This is a genomic window from Pseudomonas sp. SORGH_AS_0211 (genome assembly GCF_031453455.1).
Lineage (GTDB): Bacteria > Pseudomonadota > Gammaproteobacteria > Pseudomonadales > Pseudomonadaceae > Chryseomonas > Chryseomonas aestiva.
Map to the genome: position 1 here is coordinate 595832 of NZ_JAVIZV010000001.1, position 24346 is coordinate 620177.

General features: G+C 67.1%; 21 protein-coding genes. 13 read left to right on the forward strand and 8 right to left on the reverse strand.

All coding sequences use genetic code 11. The features are described 5' to 3' along the window. Positions 1 to 77: 77 nt before the first annotated feature. Complete coding sequence (locus QE393_RS02745; RefSeq protein WP_310042023.1) at positions 78 to 3095, reverse strand: cellulose synthase subunit BcsC-related outer membrane protein; 3018 nt, start codon at positions 3093 to 3095, stop codon at positions 78 to 80. A gap of 251 nt (positions 3096 to 3346) precedes the next feature. Here QE393_RS02745 and QE393_RS02750 point away from each other — a divergent pair, with 251 nt between their 5' ends. The 12 genes from QE393_RS02750 (at position 3347) to lipA (ending at position 14504) form a co-directional block, all read left to right on the forward strand. Then, positions 3347 to 4612, forward strand: coding sequence for a glutamate-5-semialdehyde dehydrogenase (locus QE393_RS02750; protein WP_310042025.1), 1266 nt, complete (start codon positions 3347 to 3349; stop codon positions 4610 to 4612). After that, positions 4612 to 5274 carry a nicotinate-nucleotide adenylyltransferase gene (nadD, locus tag QE393_RS02755; RefSeq protein WP_017642517.1) on the forward strand — a complete coding sequence of 221 codons (663 nt, stop codon included), beginning with the start codon at positions 4612 to 4614 and terminating at the stop codon, positions 5272 to 5274. Before QE393_RS02750 ends, nadD begins: the two co-directional genes overlap by 1 nt. Before the next feature lie 10 nt (positions 5275 to 5284). Beyond that, positions 5285 to 5635, forward strand: coding sequence for a ribosome silencing factor (gene rsfS / locus QE393_RS02760; RefSeq protein ID WP_007159669.1), 351 nt, complete (start codon positions 5285 to 5287; stop codon positions 5633 to 5635). A 5-nt stretch (positions 5636 to 5640) separates the two neighbouring features. After that, entirely contained in the window at positions 5641 to 6108 is a 468-nt protein-coding gene (gene rlmH, locus QE393_RS02765) for a 23S rRNA (pseudouridine(1915)-N(3))-methyltransferase RlmH (RefSeq protein WP_007159668.1), read from the forward strand. Between the two features lie 12 nt (positions 6109 to 6120). Further along, a complete protein-coding gene (gene mrdA / locus QE393_RS02770) occupies positions 6121 to 8028 on the forward strand; it encodes a penicillin-binding protein 2 (protein ID WP_273808584.1) in 1908 nt (635 codons plus the stop codon). Between the two features lie 44 nt (positions 8029 to 8072). Next, positions 8073 to 9176: a rod shape-determining protein RodA gene (gene rodA / locus QE393_RS02775; protein WP_208694926.1), complete on the forward strand. Its 1104-nt coding sequence runs from the start codon at positions 8073 to 8075 to the stop codon at positions 9174 to 9176. A 39-nt stretch (positions 9177 to 9215) separates the two neighbouring features. Beyond that, positions 9216 to 10220, forward strand: coding sequence for a lytic murein transglycosylase B (mltB, locus tag QE393_RS02780; protein WP_371099744.1), 1005 nt, complete (start codon positions 9216 to 9218; stop codon positions 10218 to 10220). Continuing rightward, the gene (locus QE393_RS02785) at positions 10220 to 11209 is read left to right on the forward strand and encodes a septal ring lytic transglycosylase RlpA family protein (protein WP_273808867.1); all 990 of its coding nucleotides are present in this window, start codon (positions 10220 to 10222) and stop codon (positions 11207 to 11209) included. Before mltB ends, QE393_RS02785 begins: the two co-directional genes overlap by 1 nt. A gap of 126 nt (positions 11210 to 11335) precedes the next feature. Continuing rightward, positions 11336 to 12496: a D-alanyl-D-alanine carboxypeptidase family protein gene (locus QE393_RS02790; protein WP_133863156.1), complete on the forward strand. Its 1161-nt coding sequence runs from the start codon at positions 11336 to 11338 to the stop codon at positions 12494 to 12496. Positions 12497 to 12569: 73 nt separating this feature from the next. Continuing rightward, positions 12570 to 12845, forward strand: coding sequence for a DUF493 domain-containing protein (locus QE393_RS02795; RefSeq protein ID WP_273808586.1), 276 nt, complete (start codon positions 12570 to 12572; stop codon positions 12843 to 12845). Then, entirely contained in the window at positions 12845 to 13501 is a 657-nt protein-coding gene (gene lipB / locus QE393_RS02800) for a lipoyl(octanoyl) transferase LipB (protein WP_183631280.1), read from the forward strand. The genes QE393_RS02795 and lipB overlap by 1 nt, the downstream gene beginning before the upstream one ends. Before the next feature lies 1 nt (position 13502). After that, a complete protein-coding gene (gene lipA, locus QE393_RS02805) occupies positions 13503 to 14504 on the forward strand; it encodes a lipoyl synthase (RefSeq protein ID WP_187978593.1) in 1002 nt (333 codons plus the stop codon). A 116-nt stretch (positions 14505 to 14620) separates the two neighbouring features. Here the strand turns inward: lipA and pgm are convergent, their stop codons facing one another. Beyond that, positions 14621 to 16285, reverse strand: a complete 1665-nt coding sequence (gene pgm / locus QE393_RS02810) for a phosphoglucomutase (alpha-D-glucose-1,6-bisphosphate-dependent) (protein WP_273808590.1) — start codon at positions 16283 to 16285, stop codon at positions 14621 to 14623. 158 nt (positions 16286 to 16443) lie between these two features. Then, entirely contained in the window at positions 16444 to 17193 is a 750-nt protein-coding gene (locus QE393_RS02815; RefSeq protein ID WP_273808591.1) for a sulfite exporter TauE/SafE family protein, read from the reverse strand. A 103-nt stretch (positions 17194 to 17296) separates the two neighbouring features. Between QE393_RS02815 and QE393_RS02820 the strand changes: the two genes are divergently transcribed. Further along, positions 17297 to 18220 (forward strand): LysR family transcriptional regulator, encoded by a 924-nt coding sequence (locus QE393_RS02820; protein WP_310042028.1) that lies wholly within the window; start codon positions 17297 to 17299, stop codon positions 18218 to 18220. Between the two features lie 21 nt (positions 18221 to 18241). On the opposite strand, the gene QE393_RS02825 is transcribed toward QE393_RS02820, so the two are convergent. From QE393_RS02825 to leuS, 5 genes are all read right to left on the reverse strand, one after another. After that, positions 18242 to 19564 (reverse strand): lytic murein transglycosylase, encoded by a 1323-nt coding sequence (locus QE393_RS02825; RefSeq protein ID WP_273808593.1) that lies wholly within the window; start codon positions 19562 to 19564, stop codon positions 18242 to 18244. An 84-nt stretch (positions 19565 to 19648) separates the two neighbouring features. Continuing rightward, on the reverse strand, positions 19649 to 19810 hold the full coding sequence (arfA, locus tag QE393_RS02830) for an alternative ribosome rescue factor ArfA (RefSeq protein WP_007159657.1): 162 nt from the start codon (positions 19808 to 19810) through the stop codon (positions 19649 to 19651). Between the two features lie 87 nt (positions 19811 to 19897). Further along, positions 19898 to 20935, reverse strand: a complete 1038-nt coding sequence (gene holA / locus QE393_RS02835) for a DNA polymerase III subunit delta (protein ID WP_273808594.1) — start codon at positions 20933 to 20935, stop codon at positions 19898 to 19900. Between the two features lie 48 nt (positions 20936 to 20983). Further along, entirely contained in the window at positions 20984 to 21598 is a 615-nt protein-coding gene (gene lptE, locus QE393_RS02840; protein WP_273808596.1) for an LPS assembly lipoprotein LptE, read from the reverse strand. 25 nt (positions 21599 to 21623) lie between these two features. Continuing rightward, positions 21624 to 24287 carry a leucine--tRNA ligase gene (leuS, locus tag QE393_RS02845; RefSeq protein ID WP_273808598.1) on the reverse strand — a complete coding sequence of 888 codons (2664 nt, stop codon included), beginning with the start codon at positions 24285 to 24287 and terminating at the stop codon, positions 21624 to 21626. Positions 24288 to 24346 lie beyond the last annotated feature (59 nt).

The following is a 24346-nucleotide window of genomic DNA, read 5'->3' on the forward strand; positions in this document are numbered from 1 at the left end:
GTTTGTCGGAAGGCGAAAGGGTGACTGGCCGACGTTTGCAGGCCAAGAAAAAGGCCCGCGGGTGCGGGCCTTTTTCCTTATTCCTCGTTGCGCGAGCGGTAGGGCTGTGGCCGCGAGAGTTGCGGTCGGCCTTCCTGCTCTTCGAAGAAGTAGCGCAGATAGAGGTTGCCGTTGACGTCGCGCTCGTCCTGGGAATTGTCCATGCCCAGACGGCCCCCCAGGGCGAACTGCCCGCTGAGGCGGTATTCGCCATTGGCGGAGAGGCTGTAGGCCACGCCGGTCTTGCTCTTGCTGCCGTATTGGCCTTCGCCGGCGGCTTCCGCGGCCGCCTGCAGGGCAGCGTCGTCCGGATAGCGATCCGCGGCGTCCTGGCGAATGGTCTGCACGCCCAGCATGCCCTGCACCTGGTAGGCCCAGAGATCGCCCCGCTGCGCCCACACCAGGGGTACGCCGATGGCGAAGTAGCGCTGCGGACTGAAGTAGCCGCCATGACCGTAGCTCAGGTGGTTCTGATTGTTGTCGTAGCCGATCGCGGTGGCCGAGAGGCCCACGGTGAACAGGCTGTCCGGGCCATTGCGCAGGTAGTAGTAGACGCCGGTGCCGATCTCGAAGCGATCGTTGTCCTTGACGTCGTGACCGGTCAGGCGATGGGCCGCGCCGTAGATGTAGGAGCCGTAACGACCATCGTCGTATCTCAGCCGCGCCAGGCCGCCGTTGGCGGTGACGCCGCCCCACTCCTGGCCGGTGCGCGGATCGCGGATGCCGCCGTAGGACGCCAGGGAATCGGTCACCGAACGCCGCGACACGCTCAAGGCATAGAGCAGGTTCTCGCTGAGGCTGCTCAGCGGGCGTTCCAGGGTCGCGCCGCCGACCACGGTGCTGTATCTCAGGCCCACCGGCGAGACGCCGATATCGCCCTTGAGCCCGCGCCCGGCGTCTTCCACGGCGATGGACGCCGCCACGCCGTTTTCCTTCTGGCTGCCGTCGCTGCTGCTGTCGTTGATTCGCGTCGGGGTGACGCGCACGGCCAGGCGCTGGTCGCCGGTGGGGAAGGAGATCTCCAGCGGTGCGCTGACGGTGGTCTGGCGCGAGCTGCCGCTGGGATCGTAGCTGCGCACGCTCAGACCCTGGGTGATGCGGATGCTGCGCTCGCGCTGCAGCTGGCCAAGGATCTGCTCGGTGGCCAGGCTGCTCGACAGGCTGCTAGTGGGTACCACGGACAGGTCGTTGAAGGGGTTGTTGGCAGCCTTCTGCGCCTGCAGCGGATCGCTCCAGGCGTAGTCGGCGCCGCCGGCGTTGCCACCCGCGGCGGCCGGAACGGCGGCCAGGGCGTCAGCGCTGCGGGTCTGCCCGGGCAGGGTAGCGAAGGGGTTGTCGCTGGCGCCGGCGGCGCGGGCCGCGGATTCGCGATCCTTGCGCTCCACCTGCACCACCTGCTCCAGCAGGCCGGTCGCGGTGCCGGCCATGCCGATGTCGCGGTAGAGCAGGGCGGCGCGGCGCAGCACCAGGGGATCGCTCTGGCCGAGCTTGACCGCCTGGTCCAGGTACTGGCGGGCGGTGACGCTGTCCTGGGACTTGGCGGCGATTTCGGCGGCGCCCAGATAGAGCTCGGCGTCCTTCGGCTGGTCGCTGAGCACGTCGCGGTAGAGCTGGCGGGCCTTCTGGGTGTCGCCGCTGGCCAGGTACATGCGCGCCAGGGCGGCCTGGGCGGCCTTGTCGTCGGGACGGGCCTTGAGCGCCGGGGCCAGGGTGTCGTAGGCGGCAGCCAGCTTGCCCTGGTCGGTGAGGCGATCGGCCTGACGGATGCGGTAGCGGGCGAGGAGGTCGTCGTACTGCTGCTTCTCGCCGCTGTCGAGCACCACGCCCTGCAGGTCGCGCAGGACGTTGCCCACGGTCTGGTCCTGGTTCAGCTGCAGCTGGATGCTGGCGTAGTGCAGCTGCATGGCGGGCGCCGGACGGGTATCGCCGGTGATCATCGGCTTGAGCAGGGCCAGGCCGTGCTCGGGATCGCCGGCGGTGGCGAAGGACTCGGCCAAGTCGCCGATCAGATCCGGATTGCGGCCGGCGCGGGCTTCCAGGCGCTGCATCAGGCTGCGCGCTTCCTCGCGGCGACCCTGCTTGGCCAGGGCCACGGTCTCGGCCAGTTGTTCGTTGAAGGTGATGCGCGCGGCCAGGGCGTTCATGTCCGCCGAACGCTGCGTCTGGGGAATGCGCATCAGGGTCTGCATGGCGCGCGGGTATTCACCCAGCTCGTTGGACAGCAGGGCACTCGCATAGAGCACCTCGGGGCGCTGGGCGCCATCCTTGACCAGGCTGTCCACCAGGTCGCGGGCGGCGCGCGGCCGGCCCTGACGGACCTCCAGGCGGGCCTGGGCCAGGCGCAGCCAGGGGTCTTCCGGGGCTTCCTTGCGCGCCTGTTCCAGCAGCCGCGAGGCGCCCTGCAGGTCGCCCCGCGCCTCGGCGGCTTCGGCTTCCTGCATGGCCTGCCCGGCACGCAGGCGATCCAGGCCCTTGATCGGGTTCTTGGCGCTTGGCTGCAGATTCTTGGTGAGTTGCAGGGCTTCTTCGGTGCGGCCCAGCTCGTTGAGCGCGGCGATGCGCCCATAGTAGGCGTCGACGTTGGCCGGCTCGCGCATCAGCACCTGGCGATAGGTGGCCTCGGCAAGTTCCCATTGGCGCTTCTGGCTCTGGATGCCGGCGAGGAACAGCTGCGCCTCGACCGCTTCGGGCTTCAGCCGGATGGCCTCCACGCTGAGATCCCGTGCCTGGTCCAGCTCGCGCTTGTTCTCGGCCGCGTGGGCGCGTTCCAGCAGGTGGTGGTAGCGCGCCTCGTCCAGCGCCGGCTGCCAGGTCTTGCCGCCTTTCTGCACGGCCTGGGTCAGCAACTGCTCGGCATCGGTCCAGCGCTGCTGCGCCAGGCGGGCACTGCCCAGCTTGCCCAGGGCATCCGGATCCTGGGGCGTCTTCTTCAGCTGGGCTTCCAGCGCCTGGACGGCGGCCGCGGTCGGCGCGGCGTCGGCAGCGGCGGCCCAGGTCGCGTCGGCATGGATCAGCAGGGCGAGCAGACCAAGGGACAAGGTGAGGTGCTTGGGCATGGTTCTTTCCGTGAAGGCTGGTAGGCGTCGCTGCAGCACCTGGCGCAGAGCTGGAACGATTTCGGCTATTAGGGAATAGCTGAACGCAAGCTGAACGGCAAATACAGCCGGGGATGATTCCCGACAGGCCGTGGCGAGTCAACCAAATAGAGCAGGCGAATGCCACGGCCAGGCCCCCCGGCGCTGGCCGCGCAGGGCCCGGCGACGCTATACTCTGCGGCTTTCCCACCGTCTTTCGCAGGCCGCCGACCATGACCGAGTCCGTCTCCGCCTACATGACCCGTCTTGGCCAGGCTGCCCGTGCTGCGTCGCGGGTCGCCGCCCGGGCGAGCACCGCCCAGAAGAACCGCGCCTTGCTCGCGGCTGCCGCCGCGCTGGATGCTCGCCGTGCCGAGCTGACTGCTGCCAACGAGCAGGACCTGGCCGCCGCGCGCGCCAATGGTCTGGAACCGGCCATGCTGGATCGCCTGGCACTGACGCCCCAGCGCATCGACGACATGATCGAAGGTCTGCGCCAGGTGGCAACGTTGCCCGATCCCATCGGCGAAATCCGCGACATGAGATACGTGCCCTCGGGCATCCAGCTGGGCAAGATGCGTGTGCCGCTGGGTGTCATCGGCATCATCTACGAGTCGCGCCCCAACGTGACCATCGATGCGGCCAGTCTCTGTCTCAAATCCGGTAATGCCACCATCCTGCGCGGTGGCTCCGAGGCCATTCATTCCAACCAGGCCATCGCCGCCTGCATCCAGGCGGGTCTGGCCGAAGCCGAACTGCCGGCCGAGCTGGTCCAGGTGGTGGAAACCACCGATCGCGCTGCGGTAGGCGCCCTGATCACCATGCCCGAATACGTCGACGTCATCGTGCCGCGGGGTGGCAAGAGCCTGATCGAACGCATCAGCCGCGATGCCCGGGTACCGGTGATCAAGCACCTGGACGGTATCTGCCACGTCTATATCGACCGCGCCGCCGATGTCGATAAGGCCATTCGCATCGCCGACAACGCCAAGACCCAGCGCTATGCTCCCTGCAATACCATGGAGACGCTGCTGGTCCATGCGGCCATCGCCGAGCGAGTGTTGCCGGCCCTGGCCGCCATCTATCGCGACAAGCAGGTGGAGCTGCGCGGCTGCGAGCGGACACGAGCGCTGCTAGGGACCGACGTCCTGCTGGCCAGCGAAGAAGACTGGCGGACCGAATACAACGCCCCGATCCTGTCCATCCGGGTGGTGGACGGCCTCGATGCGGCCATCGAGCACATCAATGCCTATGGCTCGCAGCACACCGATGCCATCGTCACCGAGAATTTCAGCGACGCCCGGCGTTTCCTGACCGAAGTCGATTCGGCGTCGGTGATGGTCAATGCCTCCACGCGGTTCGCCGATGGCTTCGAATACGGCCTGGGCGCCGAGATCGGCATTTCCACCGACAAGCTGCACGCCCGCGGGCCGGTGGGCCTGGAAGGGCTGACCAGCGAGAAATACGTGGTCTTCGGCGACGGTCACGTCCGTAGCTGATGAGCAGCCTGCCCACCCGCATCGGCCTGTTCGGCGGTACCTTCGATCCCGTGCACATCGGCCACCTGCGCGCGGCGCTGGAGGTGGCCGAGGCGCTGGCGCTGGACGAACTGCGGCTGATCCCCAGCGCCCGGCCGCCCCATCGCGAGGCGCCCAGCGTCTCCGCCGAGGATCGCCTGGCGATGGTGCGACTGGCGGTGGCCGACGTCGCGACCCTGGTGGTCGATGACCGGGAACTGCGCCGGACGCGCCACTCCTATACCATAGAGACCCTGGAAAGCCTGCGCGCCGAACTCGGCGATGAGGTGCAGCTGTTGCTCATGCTGGGTTGGGACGCCTTCTGCGGCCTGCCGGGCTGGCACCGCTGGCGCGAATTGCTGGAGCTGTGCCACATCCTGGTCCTGCAACGACCCGACGCCGACAGCGAGCCCTGCCAGGAATTGCGCGATTTCCTGGCGGCGCGCAGTCAGCCCGATCCCCAGGCCCTGAAGGGGCCGGGCGGGCAGATCACCTTTATCTGGCAGAACCCGCTCGCGGTGTCCGCCACCCAGATCCGCGGCCTCTTGGCCACCGGGAAGTCCATCCGCTTCCTGGTGCCCGATGCCGTGCTTGACTACATCCGGACGCACGGCCTCTATCCGGCGTCCTCCGAACCGAGGTAAGAGTTACACCATGCAAAGCGAACAACTCGTCCAGGTGGCCATCGCCGCCCTGGAAGACATGAAGGCCCAGGACATCATCTCCCTGGACGTCCGTGAAAAGACCAGCGTGACCGATATCATGGTCATCGCCAGCGGCACCTCCAGCCGCCACGTCAAGTCGCTGGCCGACAACGTGCTGGAAAAGGTCAAGCAGCAGGGCGTGCGCCCGCTGGGCAGCGAAGGCCTGGAAGGCGGCGAATGGGCGTTGCTCGACCTGGGTGACGTGGTCGTCCACGTGATGCTGCCGACCACCCGCGAGTTCTATGACCTCGAGCGCCTCTGGCGCGGTGCCGAGCAGAGCCGCGCCGCCCACGGCGAATAACGCCGGTGCGCCTGCGTCTCATCGCCGTCGGCTCGCGCATGCCGCGCTGGGTCGAGGAGGGCTGGCACGAGTACGTCAAGCGTCTGCCGCCGGAACTGCCGCTGGAGCTCGTCGAGATCCCGCTGCAGACCCGTGGCAAGAACGCCGACGTCGCCCGGCTGATCCGCCAGGAGGGTGAGGCCATGCTGGCCAAGGTGCAACCGGGCGAGCGCGTGGTGACCCTGGAGGTCACCGGCAAGCCCTGGAGCACCGAGCAACTGGCTGAAACACTCCAGCAGTGGCGCCTGGAAGCCCGCACCGTCAACCTCATGGTCGGCGGTCCCGAGGGTCTCGCTCCCGAGGTGCAGGCGCGCAGTGAACAGCGCTGGTCGCTCTCGCCGCTGACCCTGCCGCATCCGCTGGTGCGCATCCTCGTCGGCGAGCAGCTCTATCGCGCCTGGACCGTACTGGCCGGCCATCCGTATCACAAGTAGTCCGTACCTGCGATGTCGCAACCCATACGCCTCAAGGACCACGAGAAAGACGCCCAGCTCGTCCGCGCCCGCGTGACGGTCGGGGCGGTGCTGTTTCTCGTGCTCGCCTGCGTACTGGTGGCGCGCATGTACTACCTGCAGGTCATCCAGCACGACTACCACTCGACCCTGTCGGAAAACAACCGGGTCCATGTCCAGCCGATCCCGCCCACCCGCGGCCTGATCTACGACCGCAACGGCATCATCGTCGCCGACAACCGCCCCAGCTTCAGCCTGACCATCACCCGCGAGCGGGCCGACAACTGGCGGCAGACCCTCGATACCCTGGTGCAGGTGCTGGGCCTGACCGAGGAAGACCGCGAGCTGTTCGAAAAGCGCATGAAGCAGGGCCGGCGGCCTTTCGAGCCGGTGCCGGTGCTGTTCGAGCTGACCGAGGAGCAGATCGCCAAGATCGCCGTCAACCAGTTCCGCCTGCCCGGGGTCGAGGTGACGGCACAGCTGGTGCGCCACTATCCCATGGGCGAGCACTTCGCCCACTCGGTGGGCTATGTCGGGCGGATCAACGAACAGGAGCTCAAGCGCCTGGATCCGGTCAACTACAGCGGCACCCACCACATCGGCAAGACCGGCGTGGAGCGCTTCTACGAGCCCGAGCTGCACGGCGAGGTAGGCTACGAAGAGGTGGAGACCAACGCCCGCGGCCGGGTGCTGCGGGTGCTCAATCGCACCGACCCCAAGCCGGGCAAGGACATCGTCCTGACCATCGATTCACGTCTGCAGGCCGCCGCCGAAGCCGCCCTGGGCGGGCGCCGTGGCGCCATCGTCGCCATCCAGCCCAAGACCGGCGAGGTGCTGGCCATGGTCAGCCAGCCGAGCTACGACCCCAATCCCTTCGTCACCGGGATCAGCTTCAAGGAATATTCCGAGCTGCGCGACTCCATCGATCGCCCGCTCTACAACCGGGTGCTGCGCGGCCTCTATCCGCCCGGTTCGACCATCAAGCCTGCGGTGGCCATCGCCGGTCTCGACAGCGGCGCCACCACGCCCCAGGCGCGGGTCTTCGATCCGGGCTACTACGAGTTGCCCAACTACGATCACAAGTACCGCAACTGGAACCACGGCGGCGACGGCTACGTGGATCTGGACATGGCGCTGATGAGATCCAACGACACCTATTTCTACGATCTCGCCCACAAGATCGGCATCGATCGCCTCTCCGAGTACATGGGCAAGTTCGGTCTCGGCCAGAAGGTCTCCCTGGACATGTTCGAGGAGGCACCGGGCCTGATGCCCTCGCGCCAGTGGAAGCGTGCCACCCGCCGCCAGGCCTGGTTCCCCGGCGAGACGCTGATCCTCGGCATCGGCCAGGGCTACATGCAGACCACGCCGCTGCAGCTGGCCCAGGTCACCACCCTGATCGCCAACCATGGCAAGTGGATCCGTCCGCACCTCGCCAGGACCCTCGATGGCCAGCCCCCGGTGGACAGCAATCCCATGCCCGACATCGAGCTCAGGGACCCGACCTACTGGGACAGGGCCGTCCACGGCATGGAAATGGTGGTGCAGAATCCGCGCGGCACCGCGCACAAGATCAATGTCGGCGCCCAGTACCGCATCGCCGGCAAGAGCGGTACCGCCCAGGTGGTCGCCATTCGCCAGAACGAGAAGTACAACTCGGCGGCGCTCAAGGAGCGGCACCGCGACCACGCCCTGTTCGTCGCCTTCGCCCCGGCCGACAATCCGCAGATCGCCGTGGCGGTGATGGTCGAGAACGGCGAGTCGGGCAGCGGCGTGGCCGCCCCGGTGGTGCGCCAGGTGCTGGACGCCTGGCTGCTCGATGACCAGGGCCGTCTCAAGGCCGAGTACGCCAAGCCCAATACCGCCGCGGCCACCGCCGCCGCGACCAAGGTGCAGCCATGAGTCTTGCTCCCAACTTCGATCGCACCATCCCCGAAGGGGACGTGATGAAGCGGCGCGCCACCCTGCTGCAGCGCCTGCACATCGATGGCCCGCTGCTGATCCTGCTGGTGATGCTGGGGGCGACCGGACTGTTCGTCCTCTATTCCGCGGGCGGGCGCAATCTCGACCTGCTGTTCAAGCAGGCCAGCTCCTTTGGCCTCGGGCTGGTGGCCATGGCCGTCGTCGCCCAGCTCGAACCGCGTTTCATGGCGCGCTGGGTGCCCCTCGGCTACGTGATCGGCGTGGCCCTGCTGGTGGTGGTGGACGTCATGGGCCACAACGCCATGGGTGCCACCCGCTGGATCAACATTCCCGGGGTCATCCGCTTCCAGCCGTCGGAATTCATGAAGCTGCTGATGCCCATGATGATGGCCTGGTACCTGTCCAAGCGCAGCCTGCCGCCCAACTTCAAGCACAGCCTGATCAGCCTGTCGCTGGTGGTGGTGCCCTTCGTGCTGATCCTCGACCAGCCCGACCTCGGCACCGCCATGCTGGTGCTGGCCTCGGGCGGCTTCGTGCTGTTCGTCGGCGGCCTTCAGTGGCGCTGGCTGATCGGCGCGGTGAGCGCCGCGGTGCCCATGGCCGTGGCCATGTGGTTCTTTGTCCTGCACGATTACCAGAAGCGCCGGATCCTGACCTTCCTCGATCCGGAGATGGATCCGCTGGGCGCCGGCTGGAACATCATCCAGTCCAAGGCCGCCATCGGCTCGGGCGGGGTATTCGGCAAGGGCTGGCTGCTGGGTACCCAGTCTCATCTGGATTTTTTGCCGGAAAGTCACACGGACTTTATCATTGCCGTCCTCGGCGAAGAGTTCGGCATGGTCGGCGTCTGCCTGCTGCTGGTGCTCTATCTGCTGCTGATCGGTCGCGGACTGACCATCACGGTGCAGGCCCAGACGTTGTTCGGCAAGTTGCTCGCCGGCGGCGTGACCATGACCTTCTTCGTCTATGTCTTCGTCAACATCGGCATGGTCAGCGGCCTCTTGCCCGTGGTGGGCGTACCGCTGCCATTCATCAGCTATGGCGGCACCTCGGTGGTCACCTTGTTCACCGGGTTCGGAGTTTTGATGTCGATCCACACGCACCGCAAGTGGATCGCCCAGGTTTAACACGCAACAAAGAAGGGTTAGATGCCGACAATGGGATGGATGCGTCGCTGCCTGCTGAGCCTCGGGCTCGCGGGTGCGATGGGCGTGACGACCGGCGTCGTCGCGGGTGACTACGACGCGGCACCGCTGACGCGCGACTTCATCGCCGAGATGAGTCAGAGCTATGGCTTCGCTCCGGAACAGCTGCAGGCGCTGTTCGGCGAGGTCGAGCGCAAGCAGGCCATCCTCGATGCCATCTCGCGACCGGCCGAGCGGGTCAAGCCCTGGAGCGAATACCGGCCCATCTTCATCACCGATCGGCGCATCGCCCAGGGCGTCGACTTCTGGAAGGCCCACGAGGAAGCCCTGGCCCGCGCCGAGCGCGAATACGACGTGCCGGCCCAGTTCATCGTCGCCATCATCGGCGTGGAAACCTTCTACGGTCGCAACACCGGCAACTACCGGGTGCTGGATGCGCTCTCGACCCTGGCCTTCGACTATCCGCCACGCGCGCCCTTCTTCCGCAGCCAGCTGCGCGAATTCCTGCTGCTGGCCCGCGAACAGCAGGTCGATCCGCTCAGCCTCACCGGTTCCTACGCCGGCGCCATGGGCCTGCCGCAATTCATGCCGGGCAGCTTCCGCGCCTATGCGGTGGACTTCGACGGCGACGGCCACATCAACATCTGGTCCGATCCCACCGACGCCATCGGCAGCGTGGCCAACTACTTCAAGCGCCACGGCTGGTCCGGCCGCGGACCGACCGCCATCCGCGCCCAGGTCAGTGGCGAGCGGGTGGAGGAGGGCGTGGTGGCCGGCATCGAGCCGGTCAAGAGCGTCGCCGAGCTGCGCGCCCTGGGCTGGAACGCCCAAGACCCTGCCCTGCGTGACGATTTGCGTGTAACCTCGTTCCGCCTCGACGGAGACAAGGGACCGGAGTACTGGATGGGCCTGCCCAATTTCTACGCCATTACCCGATACAACCGCAGCGTCATGTACGCCATGGCGGTGACCGATCTGGCGAACGCCATCGCCGAGCGCCATGCCGCCGAGGGTGCCAAGCCGTGATGCGCCTGACTGCCCTGGCGCGCCTGGCCGGCTGCCTGGGCCTCGGCCTGCTGCTGGTGAGCTGCTCCAGCCAGGCGCCCAAGCCGACCAGCAAGGGCGTCGCCGGGCCGGGTGGCTACCTGCGTCCGCACCGTGACGGCGCGCCCTGGTGGGACGTGGACGTCAGCCGGATCCCCGACGCCGTGCCCATGCCCTACAACGGGCCGCTGAAGAACAATCCCTATACCGTGCTGGGCAAGACCTATTTCCCGCTGACCGATTCGCGCAACTACCGCGTGACCGGCACCGCCTCCTGGTACGGCACCAAGTTTCACGGTCAGGCCACCGCCAACGGCGAGACCTACGACCTCTACGGCATGACTGCGGCGCACAAGACCCTGCCGTTGCCCAGCTATGTGCGGGTCACCAACCTGGACAACGGCCGCAGCGTGATCCTGCGCGTCAACGACCGCGGTCCCTTCTATTCCGACCGGGTCATCGACCTGTCCTTCGCCGCCGCCAAGAAACTCGGCTATGCCGAGATCGGTACTGCCCGGGTCAGCGTCGAAGGCATCGATCCGCAGCAGTACTGGGCCCAGCGCGGCCAGGCGGTGCCCATGGTGCTGGCCCAGCCGCGCCAGGCGCCGGTGGCCCAGAAGACCACCGAGACCCAGACCTTCGGCGCCATCGAGACCTATACGCCGCCGGTCAACCAGCATGCCGAGCCGGTGACGCCCGCGGCCGTCGACGCAAAAAAAAACGTTTCTGCCCCAGCCGCTGGGCTCTATCTGCAGGTGGCGGCCTTCGCCAATCCGGACGCTGCGGAATTGCTCAAGGACAAGCTCAGCGACCTGACCAGTGCCCCGGTGTTCGTCAGTTCGACGGTGCGCAACCAGCAGACCTTGCATCGGGTCCGCCTCGGACCGGTCCAGCCGGCTGAGGTCTCCCAGCTCCAGAACAGCGTACGCGTGGCCCGCCTGGGTCAGGCGTCTCTCGTGCAACCGGATTGAAGCAGGGATGCTTCATGACGCCCAGTCGCCGGTCCCAGCCGTCGTGATCCGCCTCGCGCGGATCGACGTGGACCGAGCGGTCTGGGTCCGCTGCTCCTGCCATACCCCAACCTTTCAGAGATTCGGATGACAATCGCAAAACTCGCTCGACGCCTGCTCCTCCTAGTAACGATCGCCTGTGTCCCGGCCGTCTGGGCGGCCGAGACAATGGTTCCGGCAGCGCCCCAACTGGCCGCCAAGGCCTGGATTCTCATGGATGCCAACAGCGGCGCCGTGCTCACCGAATCCAACTCCGACCAGCGCCTGCCGCCGGCCAGCCTGACCAAGCTGATGACCGCCTACATCGCCACCCTGGAAATCAACCGGGGTCGCATCAAGGAATCGGACATGGTCACGGTCAGCGAGCACGCCTGGCGTACCGGCGGTTCGCGGATGTTCATCAAGGTCGGCACCCAGGTGTCGGTCGGTGACCTGCTGCACGGCATCATCATCCAGTCCGGCAACGACGCCAGCGTCGCCCTGGCCGAGCACATCGCCGGCAGCGAAGACGCCTTCGCCGACATGATGAACACCACCGCGCAGAAGCTGGGCATGCAGAACACCCACTTCATGGACGCCACCGGCCTGCCGGATCCGAACCACTATTCCTCGGCCCATGACATGGCCATCCTGGCGCGCGCCATCATCAACGCCGATGCCCAGCACTACGCCATCTACTCCCAGAAGGAATTCTTCTGGAACAACATCAAGCAGCCCAACCGCAACCTGCTGCTGTGGCGCGACAAGACCGTCGACGGCCTGAAGACCGGCCACACCGACGAAGCCGGCTACTGCCTGGTGGCCTCGGCCGTGCGCGATGGCATGCGCCTGGTCGCCGTGGTGTTCGGCACCAACAGCGAGCAGGCCCGTGCCGCCGAGACCCAGAAGCTGCTGACCTACGGTTTCCGCTTCTTCGAAACCCAGTCCTTCTACAAGAAGGGCACCGAGCTGGCCAAGGCGCCGGTATGGAAAGGCGACACCCGCGAGGTCCAGGCCGGTCTGGCCAACGACCTGACCATGACCCTGCCGCGCGGCCAGGCCAAGAAGCTGCACGCCGAGATGGTGCTCAATCCGCAGCTGATCGCACCCATCGCCCAGGGCCAGGTGATCGGCAAGGTCGAGGTGAAGCTGGATGACAAGGTGGTGCACACCGCCGACCTGGTTGCCCTGCAGCCGGTCGAGGAGGGTGGCCTCTTCCGTCGCCTGTGGGATAGCATTCGCCTGTTCTTCTACGGCTTGTTCAACTGATCCGTCACCCTGCAAAGGCCCGCATCTGCGGGCCTTTCACCCCCTGCCGACAGCGATCGGCCTGGAAGTCCGCATGACCGAAGACGTTCAACCCCCAAAGATCGAATTTCCCTGCCCGCGCTATCCCATCAAGGTGATTGGCGATGCCGGTGCCGACTTCGCCGAGCTGGTGCTCGACATCGTCCAGCGCCATGCCCCGGATCTGGATCGCGATACCCTGGTGACCCGCGACAGTCGTAACGGCCGTTTCCTCTCCGTGCAGGTGCTCATCACCGCCACCGGCGTGGATCAGCTGCAGGCCATCCACCAGGATCTGCGCGCCACCGGCCGCGTGCACATGGTGATCTGATGAGCACTCCCGCCCCGGCCAGCCTGGGCGTGCGCCGCTGGGGCCTGCGGCCCTACGAGGCGACCCTGGAGGCCATGCGCCGCTTCACCGACGAGCGCGGCCCCGCGACCCCCGACGAACTCTGGTTGCTGCAGCACCCTGCGGTCTTCACCCAGGGGCAGGCCGGCAAGCCCGAGCACCTGCTCGCCGTGGGCGACATTCCGGTGGTGCAGGTCGATCGCGGCGGCCAGGTCACGTACCATGGTCCCGGTCAGCTCATCGCCTATGTGCTGCTGGATGTTCGCCGCAAGGGCCTGGGCGTGAGAGAATTGGTCAGCGCCATGGAGGACAGCCTGATCGCGCTGCTCGCCGACTGGGGCGTGCAGGCCGCGGCCCGGGCCGATGCGCCGGGTGTCTACGTGGATGGCGCCAAGATCGCCTCCCTGGGCCTGCGCATCCGCAATGGCCGGTCCTTCCATGGCCTGGCGCTCAACGTTGACATGGATCTGGCACCCTTCCGCCGGATCAACCCCTGCGGTTATGCCGGCCTGGCCATGACCCAGCTCCGCGATCTGGTGACCGGGCCACTAGCTTTCGACGAGGTCCGCGAGTCTCTGGTCCGTCACCTGAGTCTGCGCCTGGGCTACCCCGAACCGATCACCCTGGAATCGGATTGACATGACCACTACAGTACAAGACAGCGTCCAGACCCTTACCCCGCCCGCCCGCCCCAGCAAGGTGGAAGCCGGCGTCAAGCTGCGCGGCGCCGAAAAGGTCGCACGCATCCCGGTAAAGATCATTCCCACCGAGGAGCTGCCGCGCAAGCCGGACTGGATCCGCGTGCGCATCCCGGTCACCCCCGAGGTCGAGCGCATCAAGCAGCTGCTGCGCAAGCACAAGCTGCACAGTGTCTGCGAAGAGGCCTCCTGCCCCAACCTGGGCGAGTGCTTCTCCGGTGGCACCGCCACCTTCATGATCATGGGTGACATCTGCACCCGTCGCTGCCCCTTCTGCGACGTCGGCCATGGCCGACCGAAGCCGCTGGACGTGGACGAGCCGAAGAATCTGGCGGTGGCCATCGCCGACCTGGGTCTGAAGTACGTAGTCATCACCTCGGTGGACCGCGACGACCTGCGCGACGGCGGTGCCCAGCACTTCGTCGACTGCCTGCGCGAGATCCGCAAGCTGACCCCCGGCATCCAGCTGGAGACCCTGGTGCCCGACTATCGCGGTCGCATGGACGTCGCCCTGGCCATCACCGAGCAGGAGCCGCCGGATGTCTTCAACCACAACCTGGAGACCGTGCCGCGCCTGTACAAGGCCGCGCGCCCGGGTTCGGACTTCGAGTGGTCGCTGGACCTGCTGCAGAACTTCAAGAAGCGCGTGCCCCACGTGCCGACCAAGTCCGGCCTGATGCTGGGCCTGGGCGAGACCGACGAGGAAGTCATCGAGGTCATGCAGCGCATGCGCGAGCACGAGATCGACATGCTGACCCTCGGCCAGTACCTGCAGCCTTCGCGCAACCACCTGCCGGTGCAGCGTTTCGTCCACCCGGATACCTTCGCCTGGTTTGCCGAGGAAGGCGCCAGGATGGGCTTCAAGAACGTCGCCTCCGGTCCCCTGGTGCGTTCTTCGTACCATGCCGACCAGCAGGCGCACGGCGCCAAGAAGATCAGCTGATCCTCGCGTCGCAATAGAAAAGGGCAGCCACGGGCTGCCCTTTTTTTGCGGATGGAAAAACTTCATCCCTGGTGATCTGCTGTCAGCCCTCTCCCCGAGGGAGAGGGCACGTGCCATCAGCCGCGCAGCACGCCATCCACCAGCGCCTTGGCTTCTTCCTGGATACGACCCAGGTGGGCTTCGCCCTCGAAGCTCTCGGCGTAGATCTTGTAGACGTCCTCGGTACCCGAAGGCCGGGCGGCGAACCAGCCGTTCTCGGTGACCACCTTGAGGCCACCGATGGCGGCGCCGTTGCCGGGCGCCTCGGTAAGGATGGCGGTGATCGGCTGGCCGGCTAGCTCCTTGGCGGTGACCTGGGCGGCGGACAGCTTGCCGAGGCGGGCCTTCTGCTCGCGGTCGGCGGCGGCGTCGATGCGCTGGTAGACCGGGGCGCCGAAACGCTCGGTCAGCGCCTGGTAGCGCTCGCCCGGGTCCTTGCCGGTCACGGCGGTGATCTCCGCGGCCAGCAGGCCGAGGATGAGGCCGTCCTTGTCGGTGGACCAGGCGCCGCCGGCCTTGCGCAGGAAGGACGCGCCGGCGGATTCCTCGCCACCGAAGCCCAGGCTGCCGTCGAGCAGGCCATCGACGAACCACTTGAAGCCTACCGGCACTTCCACCACCTGGCGGCCAATGCCCTGGGCCACGCGGTCGATCATCGAGGAAGACACCAGGGTCTTGCCGATACCGGCCTGCTGGCTCCACTGCGGACGGTGGGTGAAGAGGTATTCGATGGCCACCGCCAGGTAGTGGTTGGGATTGAGCAGGCCCACCGAGCGGGCGACGATGCCGTGGCGGTCATGGTCGGTGTCGCAGGCGAAGGAGACGTCGAATCTGTCCTTGTTCTCGATCAGGCCGGCCATGGCGTGGGGCGAACTGCAGTCCATGCGGATCTTGCCGTCCCAGTCCAGGCGCATGAAGCGAAAGGTCTGGTCGACGCGGGTGGACAGCACTTCCAGCGGCAGGCCATAGCGCTCGGCGATGCGCGGCCAGTAGTGCACCCCGGCGCCGCCGAGGGGATCGACGCCAAAGGTCAGGCCGGAGCCGCGGATGGCGTCCAGGTCGATGACCTGGCCCAGGCCGCCGACATAGCTGTCGAGGAAGTCGAATTTATGGGTGGTGCCGGCCTTGAGCGCCTGGCGGTAATCCATCCGCTTGACGCCGTCGAGACCGGCCGCCAGCAGGGCATTGGCGCGGTCCTGGATGCTTTTGGTGACGTTGGTGTCGGCCGGGCCGCCATTGGTGGGGTTGTACTTGAAGCCGCCGTCGGCCGGCGGATTGTGCGACGGGGTGATGACGATGCCGTCGGCCAGGCCCGAGCTGCGGCCGGCGTTGTATTCGAGGATGGCGTTGGACAGCGCCGGGGTGGGCGTATAGCCCGGCTCGCCATTGGTCTCGGCGCAACCGGCGTCGATGCGCACTTCCACGCCGTTGGCGGCGAGCACTTCCAGGGCGGAGATGAAGGCCGGCTCGGACAGCGCATGGGTGTCCATGCCCATGAACAGCGGGCCGTCGACGCCCTGGGCCTTGCGGTATTCGCAGATGGCCTGGGTGATGGCGAGGATGTGCCACTCGTTGAAGCTGCCCTTGAGCGAGGAACCGCGGTGCCCGGAGGTGCCGAAGGCGACCTGCTGACCCGGATCGCTGGGGTCGGGGCGATCGCTGTAGTAGCGTGCCACCAGGCGCGGCAGGTGGGTCAGAGTATTCTCGTCGGGGAGGCGTCCTGCGTTGGGAGCGAGCGTCATGAAAGCGTCCTGTATACGTCGGAAAAGGGCAGCGGTCAGGCACAAGGCCGGGTCGAAGGGGCACCATGGCACGGCGACCCTTCAATCACGCCCATAGACCGTGCTGCCCGTCGAAGGTGCAGCCTACACCGGCTGGACCTGACAGCACTGTGACGGATTCAGCCAAGATAGCCCAGGCGCAGCAGATAATGCAGGACGGTGTAGGCGCCCAATAGCAGCAATCCAGCAAAGAACAGCCGGCGGAACAGGCGCTCATCGAGATGCTGGCGCACACGCTGGCCCAGCCCCATGCCCAGGAGGGCCGGTAGCAGCAACAGACTGGAAGCACCCAGGCGCTCGACCGCCAGTCCGTTTTGCCACCAGAGGCCCACCAGCAGCGCCAGGGTGGCGACGGTGAAGCTCAACCCCAGGGCCTCGATCAGCTGTTCCTTTTCCAGCGCAAGGCTCTGCAGATAGGGCACCGCCGGCAGCACGAAGACGCCGGTCATGCCGGTGATGAGCCCCGTGACGAAACCCACCAGCGGAGCGACCTTCCCTTCACAACGACCTGGCGCGGGCAGGCGCCGGCCCGTCCAGCCGATCAGGCCATAGGCGATCAGCACCGCACCGAGCGCGGCGGCGAGTCCGGCGCTATGGCTCCCGGTCAGTAGCGGGATGCTGAGCAGGGTGCCCGGCACCAGTGCCAGTTGCAGCGGCAACAGGCGTTTGAACGTCTGCCAGGGCGAGGGACCGGCGCAGAATTGCCAGACATTGGTGAGCAGGGAGGGGATCAGCAGCAGGGCGGCGGCTTCGGCTGGCGTCATCAGCAGTGCCAGCAGGCTCATGGCGACGGTGGGCAGGCCCAGGCCCAGTACGCCCTTGGTCAGACCCGCGAGCACGAAGATCAGGGTACAGAGCAGCAGGGTCATGGTCGCCTCCTCGGGTGGAGGCGTTACCATGGATTTCAGGACCGCAGGTGAGAAGCCGGGATTGGCGAAGGCTGCCTACGGTCGGCACAGAGGCTCTCCGGCGATGCGCTACGACCTGCTCGACCTGCGTCTGTTTCTCCACGTCGTGGCAGCGCGCAGCATCACCCTGGGCGCCGAACGGAGCCACTTGGCACTGCCTTCCGCCAGCGCCCGCATCAAGGCCCTGGAAGACAGCCTGGGCACGCCGCTGCTGATCCGCCACGCGCGTGGCGTACGCCCCACGCCGGCTGGGCTGAGCCTGGAGCGCCATGCCCGGGCGATCCTGTTGCGGCTGGAAGAAATGGACCAGGACCTCGCTGGCGCGGTGGCGGACAGCCGTGCACGGGTGCGGCTGTTGGGCAACGGTGCCGCGGTGATGGAACATCTGGATGAACCCCTGGCCGCTTTCCTCCAGGCGCAGCCCAGGGTGGACGTGGAAGTCGAGGAGCTGCCCAGCTCACGCATCGTGCTGGCGCTCCGCGAAGGTCGCGCCGACCTGGGAATTTTTTTGGCGGCGCCGGGTTTGGAGGATTTGCAGATCCGGCCCTTTCGCGATGATCCCCTGGTGCTGGTCGCCGCGCCGGGTAGCGTGCCTTTGCAGGATGGCGAGTCGGTCGATTTCGCGCGACTGCTCGAGCAGCCCTTCGTCGGCCTGTCTCGCGGCAATGCCTTGCAGCTCCATGTGGAAACCCAGGCGGCGCAGTGGGGCCGGGAGCTGGCGATCCGCATTCGGGTACCGAGTCCGATCCAGGCCTGTGCCCTGGTCGCTCGCGGCCTGGGCGTGGCGATCCTGCCGGCCGCGAGTCTGCTCCGGGTAGGACCGGGCGTGGCGCTGGCCAGCCATCCGCTGCGCGATGCCTGGGCGCATCGCGAACTGGTGGTGGGCTGCCGGGACTCCAACGAGCTGTCGCCGGCGGCAGCGGCCTTGCTGGAGGTGCTGGCGGGGAAAAGCGATACGGCTGAAGCTCGACGACCCGTCCCTGGCTAAGGGACGGGTCGTCGCCAGGGCTCAGCCGCGCAGTTTGTCCAGCAGCTGATGGTTGGGATAGCCGTCGGCCGGCCAGCCCTGGGACTGCTGGTAGGCGCGGATGGCCTTGCGGGTGTTGGCGCCGATGATGCCGTCGGCGCTGCCCGGGTCCAGCCCCAGGGCGGCCAGGCGCTGCTGCAGCTCGACGCGCTCGCTGCGGCTCAACGGCAGATCGTCGGTGGGCCAGCTGCCGGCGACCTGGCCGGCGTCGCGATAGCGCTCCGAGAGCAGCGCCACGCCCAGGGCATAGGAGCTGGAGTTGTTGTACTTGAGGATGGTGCGGAAATTGTTGAACACCAGGAAGGCCGGGCCGCGATGGCCAGCGGGGAGCAGCAGCGAAGCGCCGTCGCTCGGCTGGGCGGCCGGTTGCGGCAGGCCGAGATCCTGGATGCCCAGGGCGTTCCACTCGGCCAGGCTCTTGCGCACGCCCATGTCGGCCAGGCTGTAGTCGAAATTGGCCGGTACCCGCACCTCGTAGCCCCAGGGCTTGCCGTCCTGCCAGCCGGAGGCCTTGAGGTAGTTGGCGGTGGAGGCCAGGGCATCGGCGGTGGAACCCCAGATGTCGCGGCGACCGTCGCCGTCGAAGTCCACCGCGTACTGGTCGTAGGTGGTGGGGATGAACTGGGTCTGGCCCATGGCGCCGGCCCAGGAGCCGATCATGCGGTCGGCGGTGACGTCACCGTGCTGCAGGATGCCGAGGGCGGCGATGAGCTGGTCTTGGGCGAAGTCCGGGCGGCGACCTTCGTAGGCGAGGGTGGCCAGGGAGCGGATGACGCCCTTGTTGCCCATGTTGTTGCCGTAGTTGCTCTCCATGCCCCAGAAGGCAACCAGGCGCGCCGGCTCGATGCCGTAGCGGGCTTCCAGGGAAGCCAGTAGCCCGGCCTGCTGGATCAGCAGACTCTTGCCGTTGCGCACCCGCAGGGGCGAGACGGCGGATTCCAGGTATTCCCAGACCGGCTTGGTGAATTCCGGCTGGCTGCGATCGGCGGCGATCACCGCCGGGTCGGGTTGCACGCCAGCGAAGGCCTGGTCGAAGGTGGCGGCGGATATGCCCCGGCCCAGGGCCAGGGCGCGGAAACGACTACGCCACTGCTCGAAGCTTTCCTCCGGTTGCGGCATGGCCTCGGCCGCCGAGGCGGGGGCGCTCGCCGCGGGTGCGGATTTGGACGAGGAGGGCGAAGAGGGCGCCGCGGTGGGCGTCGTCGGCGTCTGGGCGCAGGCGGCCAGGGCGGCGGTCAGCAGGGTGACCAGGGTTCCGGCGAGGAGGCCGCCGGTCTTGAATCCGCGGGTTTTCCCGAATTGCATCTGTCTCCACCGGACGTCTAGGCAGGAAAGCTCACCTTAGCACGGCCCGGGTCCCGACGTCTGTTAGGCGTCTGCACGCGGCTTTCAGGCGGCCAGAAAGACCGAAGCCTTCTCGTCTTGCAACGAGAAGGCTTCGCGGCGGTAGCTGCCTTTGCCCTTGGCGGGCTTTTCCTGACGGGCGCGATAACGGGGATCGCTGACGAGGACCTTGGCCTTGTTGGGGCCGCGGCTGTATTTCTTGGCCATGGTGCGGGCTCCGAGTGATGGGGGTTCCCCCTTGATGGGGGCGCGCCAGTCTATTGCAAGGGCCGTGAATTACAAGGCCCGCCAGCGCTAGGACCTGGGCAGGGTCAGTCGCTTGCCGGCGAGCGTCAGGGCCAGGCTGGCCAGGGTCAGCCAGACCTCGCCAGGCGCCTGGCCCTTGATCTGTTCGTCGGCGACCTGGGCCTCGCGCAGCAGGGCTTCCAGCCGGCGCGCACCCTGGCGCTGCAGGGCGCGGCCGACCAGCGGACGACGCTTGTCCCATACCGGTGGCTTGACCTGGGTGAAGGCGCGCTCCAGCGGCGTACCGCTTTCCTGCAGATGGGCCAGGTTGGCCAGCAGGCGCAGTTCCCGGGCCAGGGCCCAGAGCACCACGGCCGCTTCCACGCCTTCGCCGCGCAGGCCTTCGAGGATGCGCAGGGCGTGCTCCGCGTCGCCGGCCAGGGCGGCATCCAGCAGGCCGAAGACGTCGTAGCGGGCGCTGTCGGCCACCGAGGCGCGTACGGTCTCGGCATCCACCTGGGAGCCTTCGATGAGCAGGCGGAGCTTTTCGATCTCCTGGGCGGCGGCCAGCAGGTTGCCTTCCACCCGCTCGGCGATCAGCTCGACGGCTTCGGGGGTGGCGGCCAGCCCCAGGCGCGACAGGCGCTGGTTGATCCACTGCGGCAGCTGCGCCAGTTCCACCGGCCAGATCTGCACGAATTGCGCCTGCGGGTGCTCCAGCAGGGCCTTGGCCCACTTGGTCTTCTGCGCGGCGGCGTCGAGACGCGGCAGGCTGATCAGCAGCAGGGTGTCCTCGGCCGGGCGGGCGAGGTAGTCGAGCAGGGCGGCGGAGCCCTTGTCGCCGGGCTTGCCGGTGGGGAGGCGCAATTCGAGGATACGTTTCTGGGCGAACAGCGAGAGGCTGGCGCCCGCCTCGTAGAGACGGCCCCAGTCGAAGCCGGCATCGACGTCGAAGACCTCGCGCTCGTCGAAGCCCTGGGCGCGGGCCGCGCCGCGAATGGCATCGCTGGCTTCCTGGCAGAGCAGGGGCTCATCGCCACTGACCGCATAGACGGCGGCCAGCGAGCCCTGGAGCTGCTTGCCGAGCTGGTTGGCGTTGAGTTTCATGCTGGACCGGAATGGCAAACCGGAGCCTTGCGGCTCCGGGTGCGGCGCTTAGCGCGCGGGGGAGGGGATGTCGATCGGCGACTGCTGCGGCGGGGCGGACTCGCGGGCGCGGCGGTCGGCGTCGGCCTTGGCGGCGGCGCGGGCATCGGCGTCGCGCTGCAGCTTGTCCAGTCGCTCCGGCGTCAGGGCCTGCAGACGGGCGGCCAGCTGCTGCACCAGTTCGCGGCGCATCTCGCGACGCAGCTGGTCCTTCTGCTGTTCGGAACCGACGATGTTGTTCTGGTCGGTCACATAGTAGCGCTGGGTTTCCAGGTAGTCGCTGACCAGCACCGCCTGGTTCTTGCCGATGATGGTGTAGGGCTGACGGGTGGTCAGCTCGACCTCGGCACTGCGGGCGCCGCTGGTGTAGCTGGCGGTGCGCTCGCTCTGGGCTTCGCCGCCCAGATCCAGGGTGTAGGGCGAGCCCGAGGTGATCCGCACATGGGCGTCCTCGAGCATGTCGCGTACGTCCTTGACGGTCTGGCCATAGGCGTCGCGCGCCGTCAGGTTCAGCTCGTTCACGGTCAGGCGGGTTTCGCCGGTGCCACGCAGCTGGAAGCCGCAGGCGGTCAGCAGGGTCGCCAGGCCGACTACCGCAAGGCCGGGGAGAATCCGTTTCTTCATCTGTTGTCTGCTCCGTTCGCGTGTCTTAGTTGGCGACGATGTTGACCAGTTTACCCGGGACCACGACGACCTTGCGGATGGTCAGGCCCTCGGTGAAGCGTGCCACGTTCTCATTGGCGCGGGCGGCGGCCTCGATGGCCTCGCGGCTGGCATCGGCCGGTACTTCGATCTGGCCGCGCAGCTTGCCGTTCACCTGGATGACGATCTGCAGACTGTCCTGCACCAGGGCGCTTTCGTCCACCTGCGGCCAGCGGGCGTCGATGACCGCATCGCTGTGGCCCAGCTGCTGCCAGAGACCGTGGGCGATGTGCGGGGTGATGGGGGCCAGCAGCAGGGTGACGGCCTCCAGGCCCTCCTGCAGCAGACGGCGATCGGTATCGCTGTCCTGGGCGGCCTTTTCCAGCACGTTCATCAGGGTCATGACCGCGGCGATGGCGGTGTTGAACTTGTGATGCTGACCGATATCCTGGCTGGCCTGGCGGATGGCCAGGTGGATGGCGCGACGCACCTCCTTCTGAGCCGGCGACAGCTCGCCGAGGGCGGCGGCGCTCGGCAGGCCCTGGCTGACGTGGGCCTGGGCCAGACGCCAGACGCGGCGCAGGAAGCGGCTGGCGCCCTCGACGCCGGAATCGGACCATTCCAGGCTCATGTCCGGCGGCGAGGCGAACATCATGAACAGCCGGCAGGTGTCGGCACCGTACTGGTCGATCATCGCCTGGGGATCGACGCCGTTGTTCTTCGACTTGGACATCTTCTCGACGCCGCCGATTTCCACCGGCTGGCCGTCGCTCTTCAGGCGCGCGCCGATCACCTTGGCCTTGGCATCGCGCTCCACCTCGACATCGGCCGGGTTGAACCAGTCCTTGCTGCCGTTGGGCAGGGTGCGGTAGTAGGTCTCGGCCACCACCATGCCCTGGGTCAGCAGATTCTCGAAGGGCTCGTCGGAATCGATCAGGCCCTGGTCGCGCATCAGCTTGTGGAAGAAGCGCGAATAGAGCAGGTGCAGGATGGCGTGCTCGATGCCGCCGATGTACTGGTCGACGGGCAGCCAGTAGTTGGCTTCTTCCTTGTCCAGCATGCCGCCGGTGAAGTTCGGCGAGGCATAGCGGGCGAAATACCAGGAGCTTTCGACGAAGGTATCCATGGTGTCGGTTTCACGACGCGCCGGCTGGCCGTTGCGCGGATCGACGGTCTCGTAGAATTCCGGCATGCGCGCCAGGGGCGAGCCGGCGCCGTCCGGCACCACGTCCTCGGGCAGCACCACCGGCAGCAGGTCGGCCGGTACCGGGATGTCGATGCCGTCGTCGCCATGGATGATCGGGATCGGGCAGCCCCAGTAGCGCTGGCGGCTGATGCCCCAGTCGCGCAGGCGGAACTGGGTGCGCGGCTGACCCAGGCCCTTGGCCTGCAGATCGGCGCCGATGGCGTCGAAGGCGGCGTCGTAGGCGAGGTCGTCATAGGCGCCGGAATTGATCAGGAAGCCTTCCTTGCTGCCGTACCAGTCCTTCCACTGCACCGGGTCGAACTGGTAGCGCTCGTATTCCGCGGGGCTGAAGTCGTCCGGATTGGCCAGCACGCGGGTGGCCTCTGCGGTATCCACCACCTGGACGATGGGCAACTGGTACTTGTTGGCGAATTCGAAGTCACGCTCGTCGTGACCGGGCACGGCCATGACCGCGCCGTCGCCATAGTGCATCAGCACATAGTTGGCGACCCACACCGGCAGGCGTGCGTCGGTCAGCGGGTGGCGGACGAACAGGCCGGTGTCCAGGCCCTTCTTCTCCTGGGTGGCGATGTCGGCTTCGGCGACGCCGCCGCGCTTGCACTCGTCGATGAAGGCCTGCAGCTCGGCGTTGCCCTGGGCGGCCTGGGTGGCCAGCGGGTGTTCGGCGGCCACGGCGACATAGGTGGCGCCGAGCAGGGTGTCGGGGCGGGTGGTGAAGACCTTCAGGGTGCCTTCGGCGCCGATGCTGTCCTGGTCATAGGGGAATTGCACCTCCATGCCGCGGGACTTGCCGATCCAGTTGCGCTGCATGGTCTTGACCTGCTCGGGCCAGCCGGGCAGGCCGTCGAGGGAGGTCAGCAACTCTTCCGCATAGTCGGTGATGCGGAAGTAGTACATGGGGATCTCGCGCTTCTCGATCAGCGCACCGCTGCGCCAGCCGCGGCCGTCGATGACCTGCTCGTTGGCCAGTACGGTCTGGTCCACCGGGTCCCAGTTCACGGTGCCGTTCTTGCGATAGATGATGCCCTTCTCGAACAGCTGGGTGAACAGCCACTGCTCCCAGCGATAGTAGTCGGGCTTGCAGGTGGTGACCTCGCGGGACCAGTCGATCGCCAGGCCCAGGCTCTGCAGCTGGGACTTCATGTAGGCGATGTTCTCGTAGGTCCACTTGGCCGGGGCCACGCCGTTCTTCATGGCGGCGTTTTCGGCGGGCATGCCGAAGGCGTCCCAGCCCATGGGCTGCAGGACGTTCTTGCCCAGCATCCGCTGGTAGCGGGCGATGACGTCGCCGATGGTGTAGTTGCGCACGTGCCCCATGTGCAGCTTGCCGCTGGGGTAGGGGAACATCGACAGGCAGTAGAACTTCTCCTGGCCCGGGCGCATGGTGGCCTTGAAGGACAGATTCTGGTCCCAGAAGGACTGGGCGGCGGCTTCTATTTCGCGGGGCTGATAGTGTTCGTGCATGGGCGTGTCGAGGGCTGCAGAGGCGTTTGATCGAGCCGCCAAGCATACATGACCCCCCG

Coding starts and splice junctions, on each gene's coding strand:
- QE393_RS02745 (WP_310042023.1), bottom strand. CDS start 3,095: ATGCCCAAGCACCTCACCTTGTCCCTTGGTCTGCTCGCCCTGCTGATC.
- QE393_RS02750 (WP_310042025.1), top strand. CDS start 3,347: ATGACCGAGTCCGTCTCCGCCTACATGACCCGTCTTGGCCAGGCTGCC.
- nadD (WP_017642517.1), top strand. CDS start 4,612: ATGAGCAGCCTGCCCACCCGCATCGGCCTGTTCGGCGGTACCTTCGAT.
- rsfS (WP_007159669.1), top strand. CDS start 5,285: ATGCAAAGCGAACAACTCGTCCAGGTGGCCATCGCCGCCCTGGAAGAC.
- mrdA (WP_273808584.1), top strand. CDS start 6,121: ATGTCGCAACCCATACGCCTCAAGGACCACGAGAAAGACGCCCAGCTC.
- rodA (WP_208694926.1), top strand. CDS start 8,073: ATGAAGCGGCGCGCCACCCTGCTGCAGCGCCTGCACATCGATGGCCCG.
- mltB (WP_371099744.1), top strand. CDS start 9,216: ATGCGTCGCTGCCTGCTGAGCCTCGGGCTCGCGGGTGCGATGGGCGTG.
- QE393_RS02785 (WP_273808867.1), top strand. CDS start 10,220: ATGCGCCTGACTGCCCTGGCGCGCCTGGCCGGCTGCCTGGGCCTCGGC.
- QE393_RS02790 (WP_133863156.1), top strand. CDS start 11,336: ATGACAATCGCAAAACTCGCTCGACGCCTGCTCCTCCTAGTAACGATC.
- QE393_RS02795 (WP_273808586.1), top strand. CDS start 12,570: ATGACCGAAGACGTTCAACCCCCAAAGATCGAATTTCCCTGCCCGCGC.
- lipB (WP_183631280.1), top strand. CDS start 12,845: ATGAGCACTCCCGCCCCGGCCAGCCTGGGCGTGCGCCGCTGGGGCCTG.
- lipA (WP_187978593.1), top strand. CDS start 13,503: ATGACCACTACAGTACAAGACAGCGTCCAGACCCTTACCCCGCCCGCC.
- pgm (WP_273808590.1), bottom strand. CDS start 16,285: ATGACGCTCGCTCCCAACGCAGGACGCCTCCCCGACGAGAATACTCTG.
- QE393_RS02815 (WP_273808591.1), bottom strand. CDS start 17,193: ATGACCCTGCTGCTCTGTACCCTGATCTTCGTGCTCGCGGGTCTGACC.
- QE393_RS02820 (WP_310042028.1), top strand. CDS start 17,297: ATGCGCTACGACCTGCTCGACCTGCGTCTGTTTCTCCACGTCGTGGCA.
- QE393_RS02825 (WP_273808593.1), bottom strand. CDS start 19,564: ATGCAATTCGGGAAAACCCGCGGATTCAAGACCGGCGGCCTCCTCGCC.
- arfA (WP_007159657.1), bottom strand. CDS start 19,810: ATGGCCAAGAAATACAGCCGCGGCCCCAACAAGGCCAAGGTCCTCGTC.
- holA (WP_273808594.1), bottom strand. CDS start 20,935: ATGAAACTCAACGCCAACCAGCTCGGCAAGCAGCTCCAGGGCTCGCTG.
- lptE (WP_273808596.1), bottom strand. CDS start 21,598: ATGAAGAAACGGATTCTCCCCGGCCTTGCGGTAGTCGGCCTGGCGACC.
- leuS (WP_273808598.1), bottom strand. CDS start 24,287: ATGCACGAACACTATCAGCCCCGCGAAATAGAAGCCGCCGCCCAGTCC.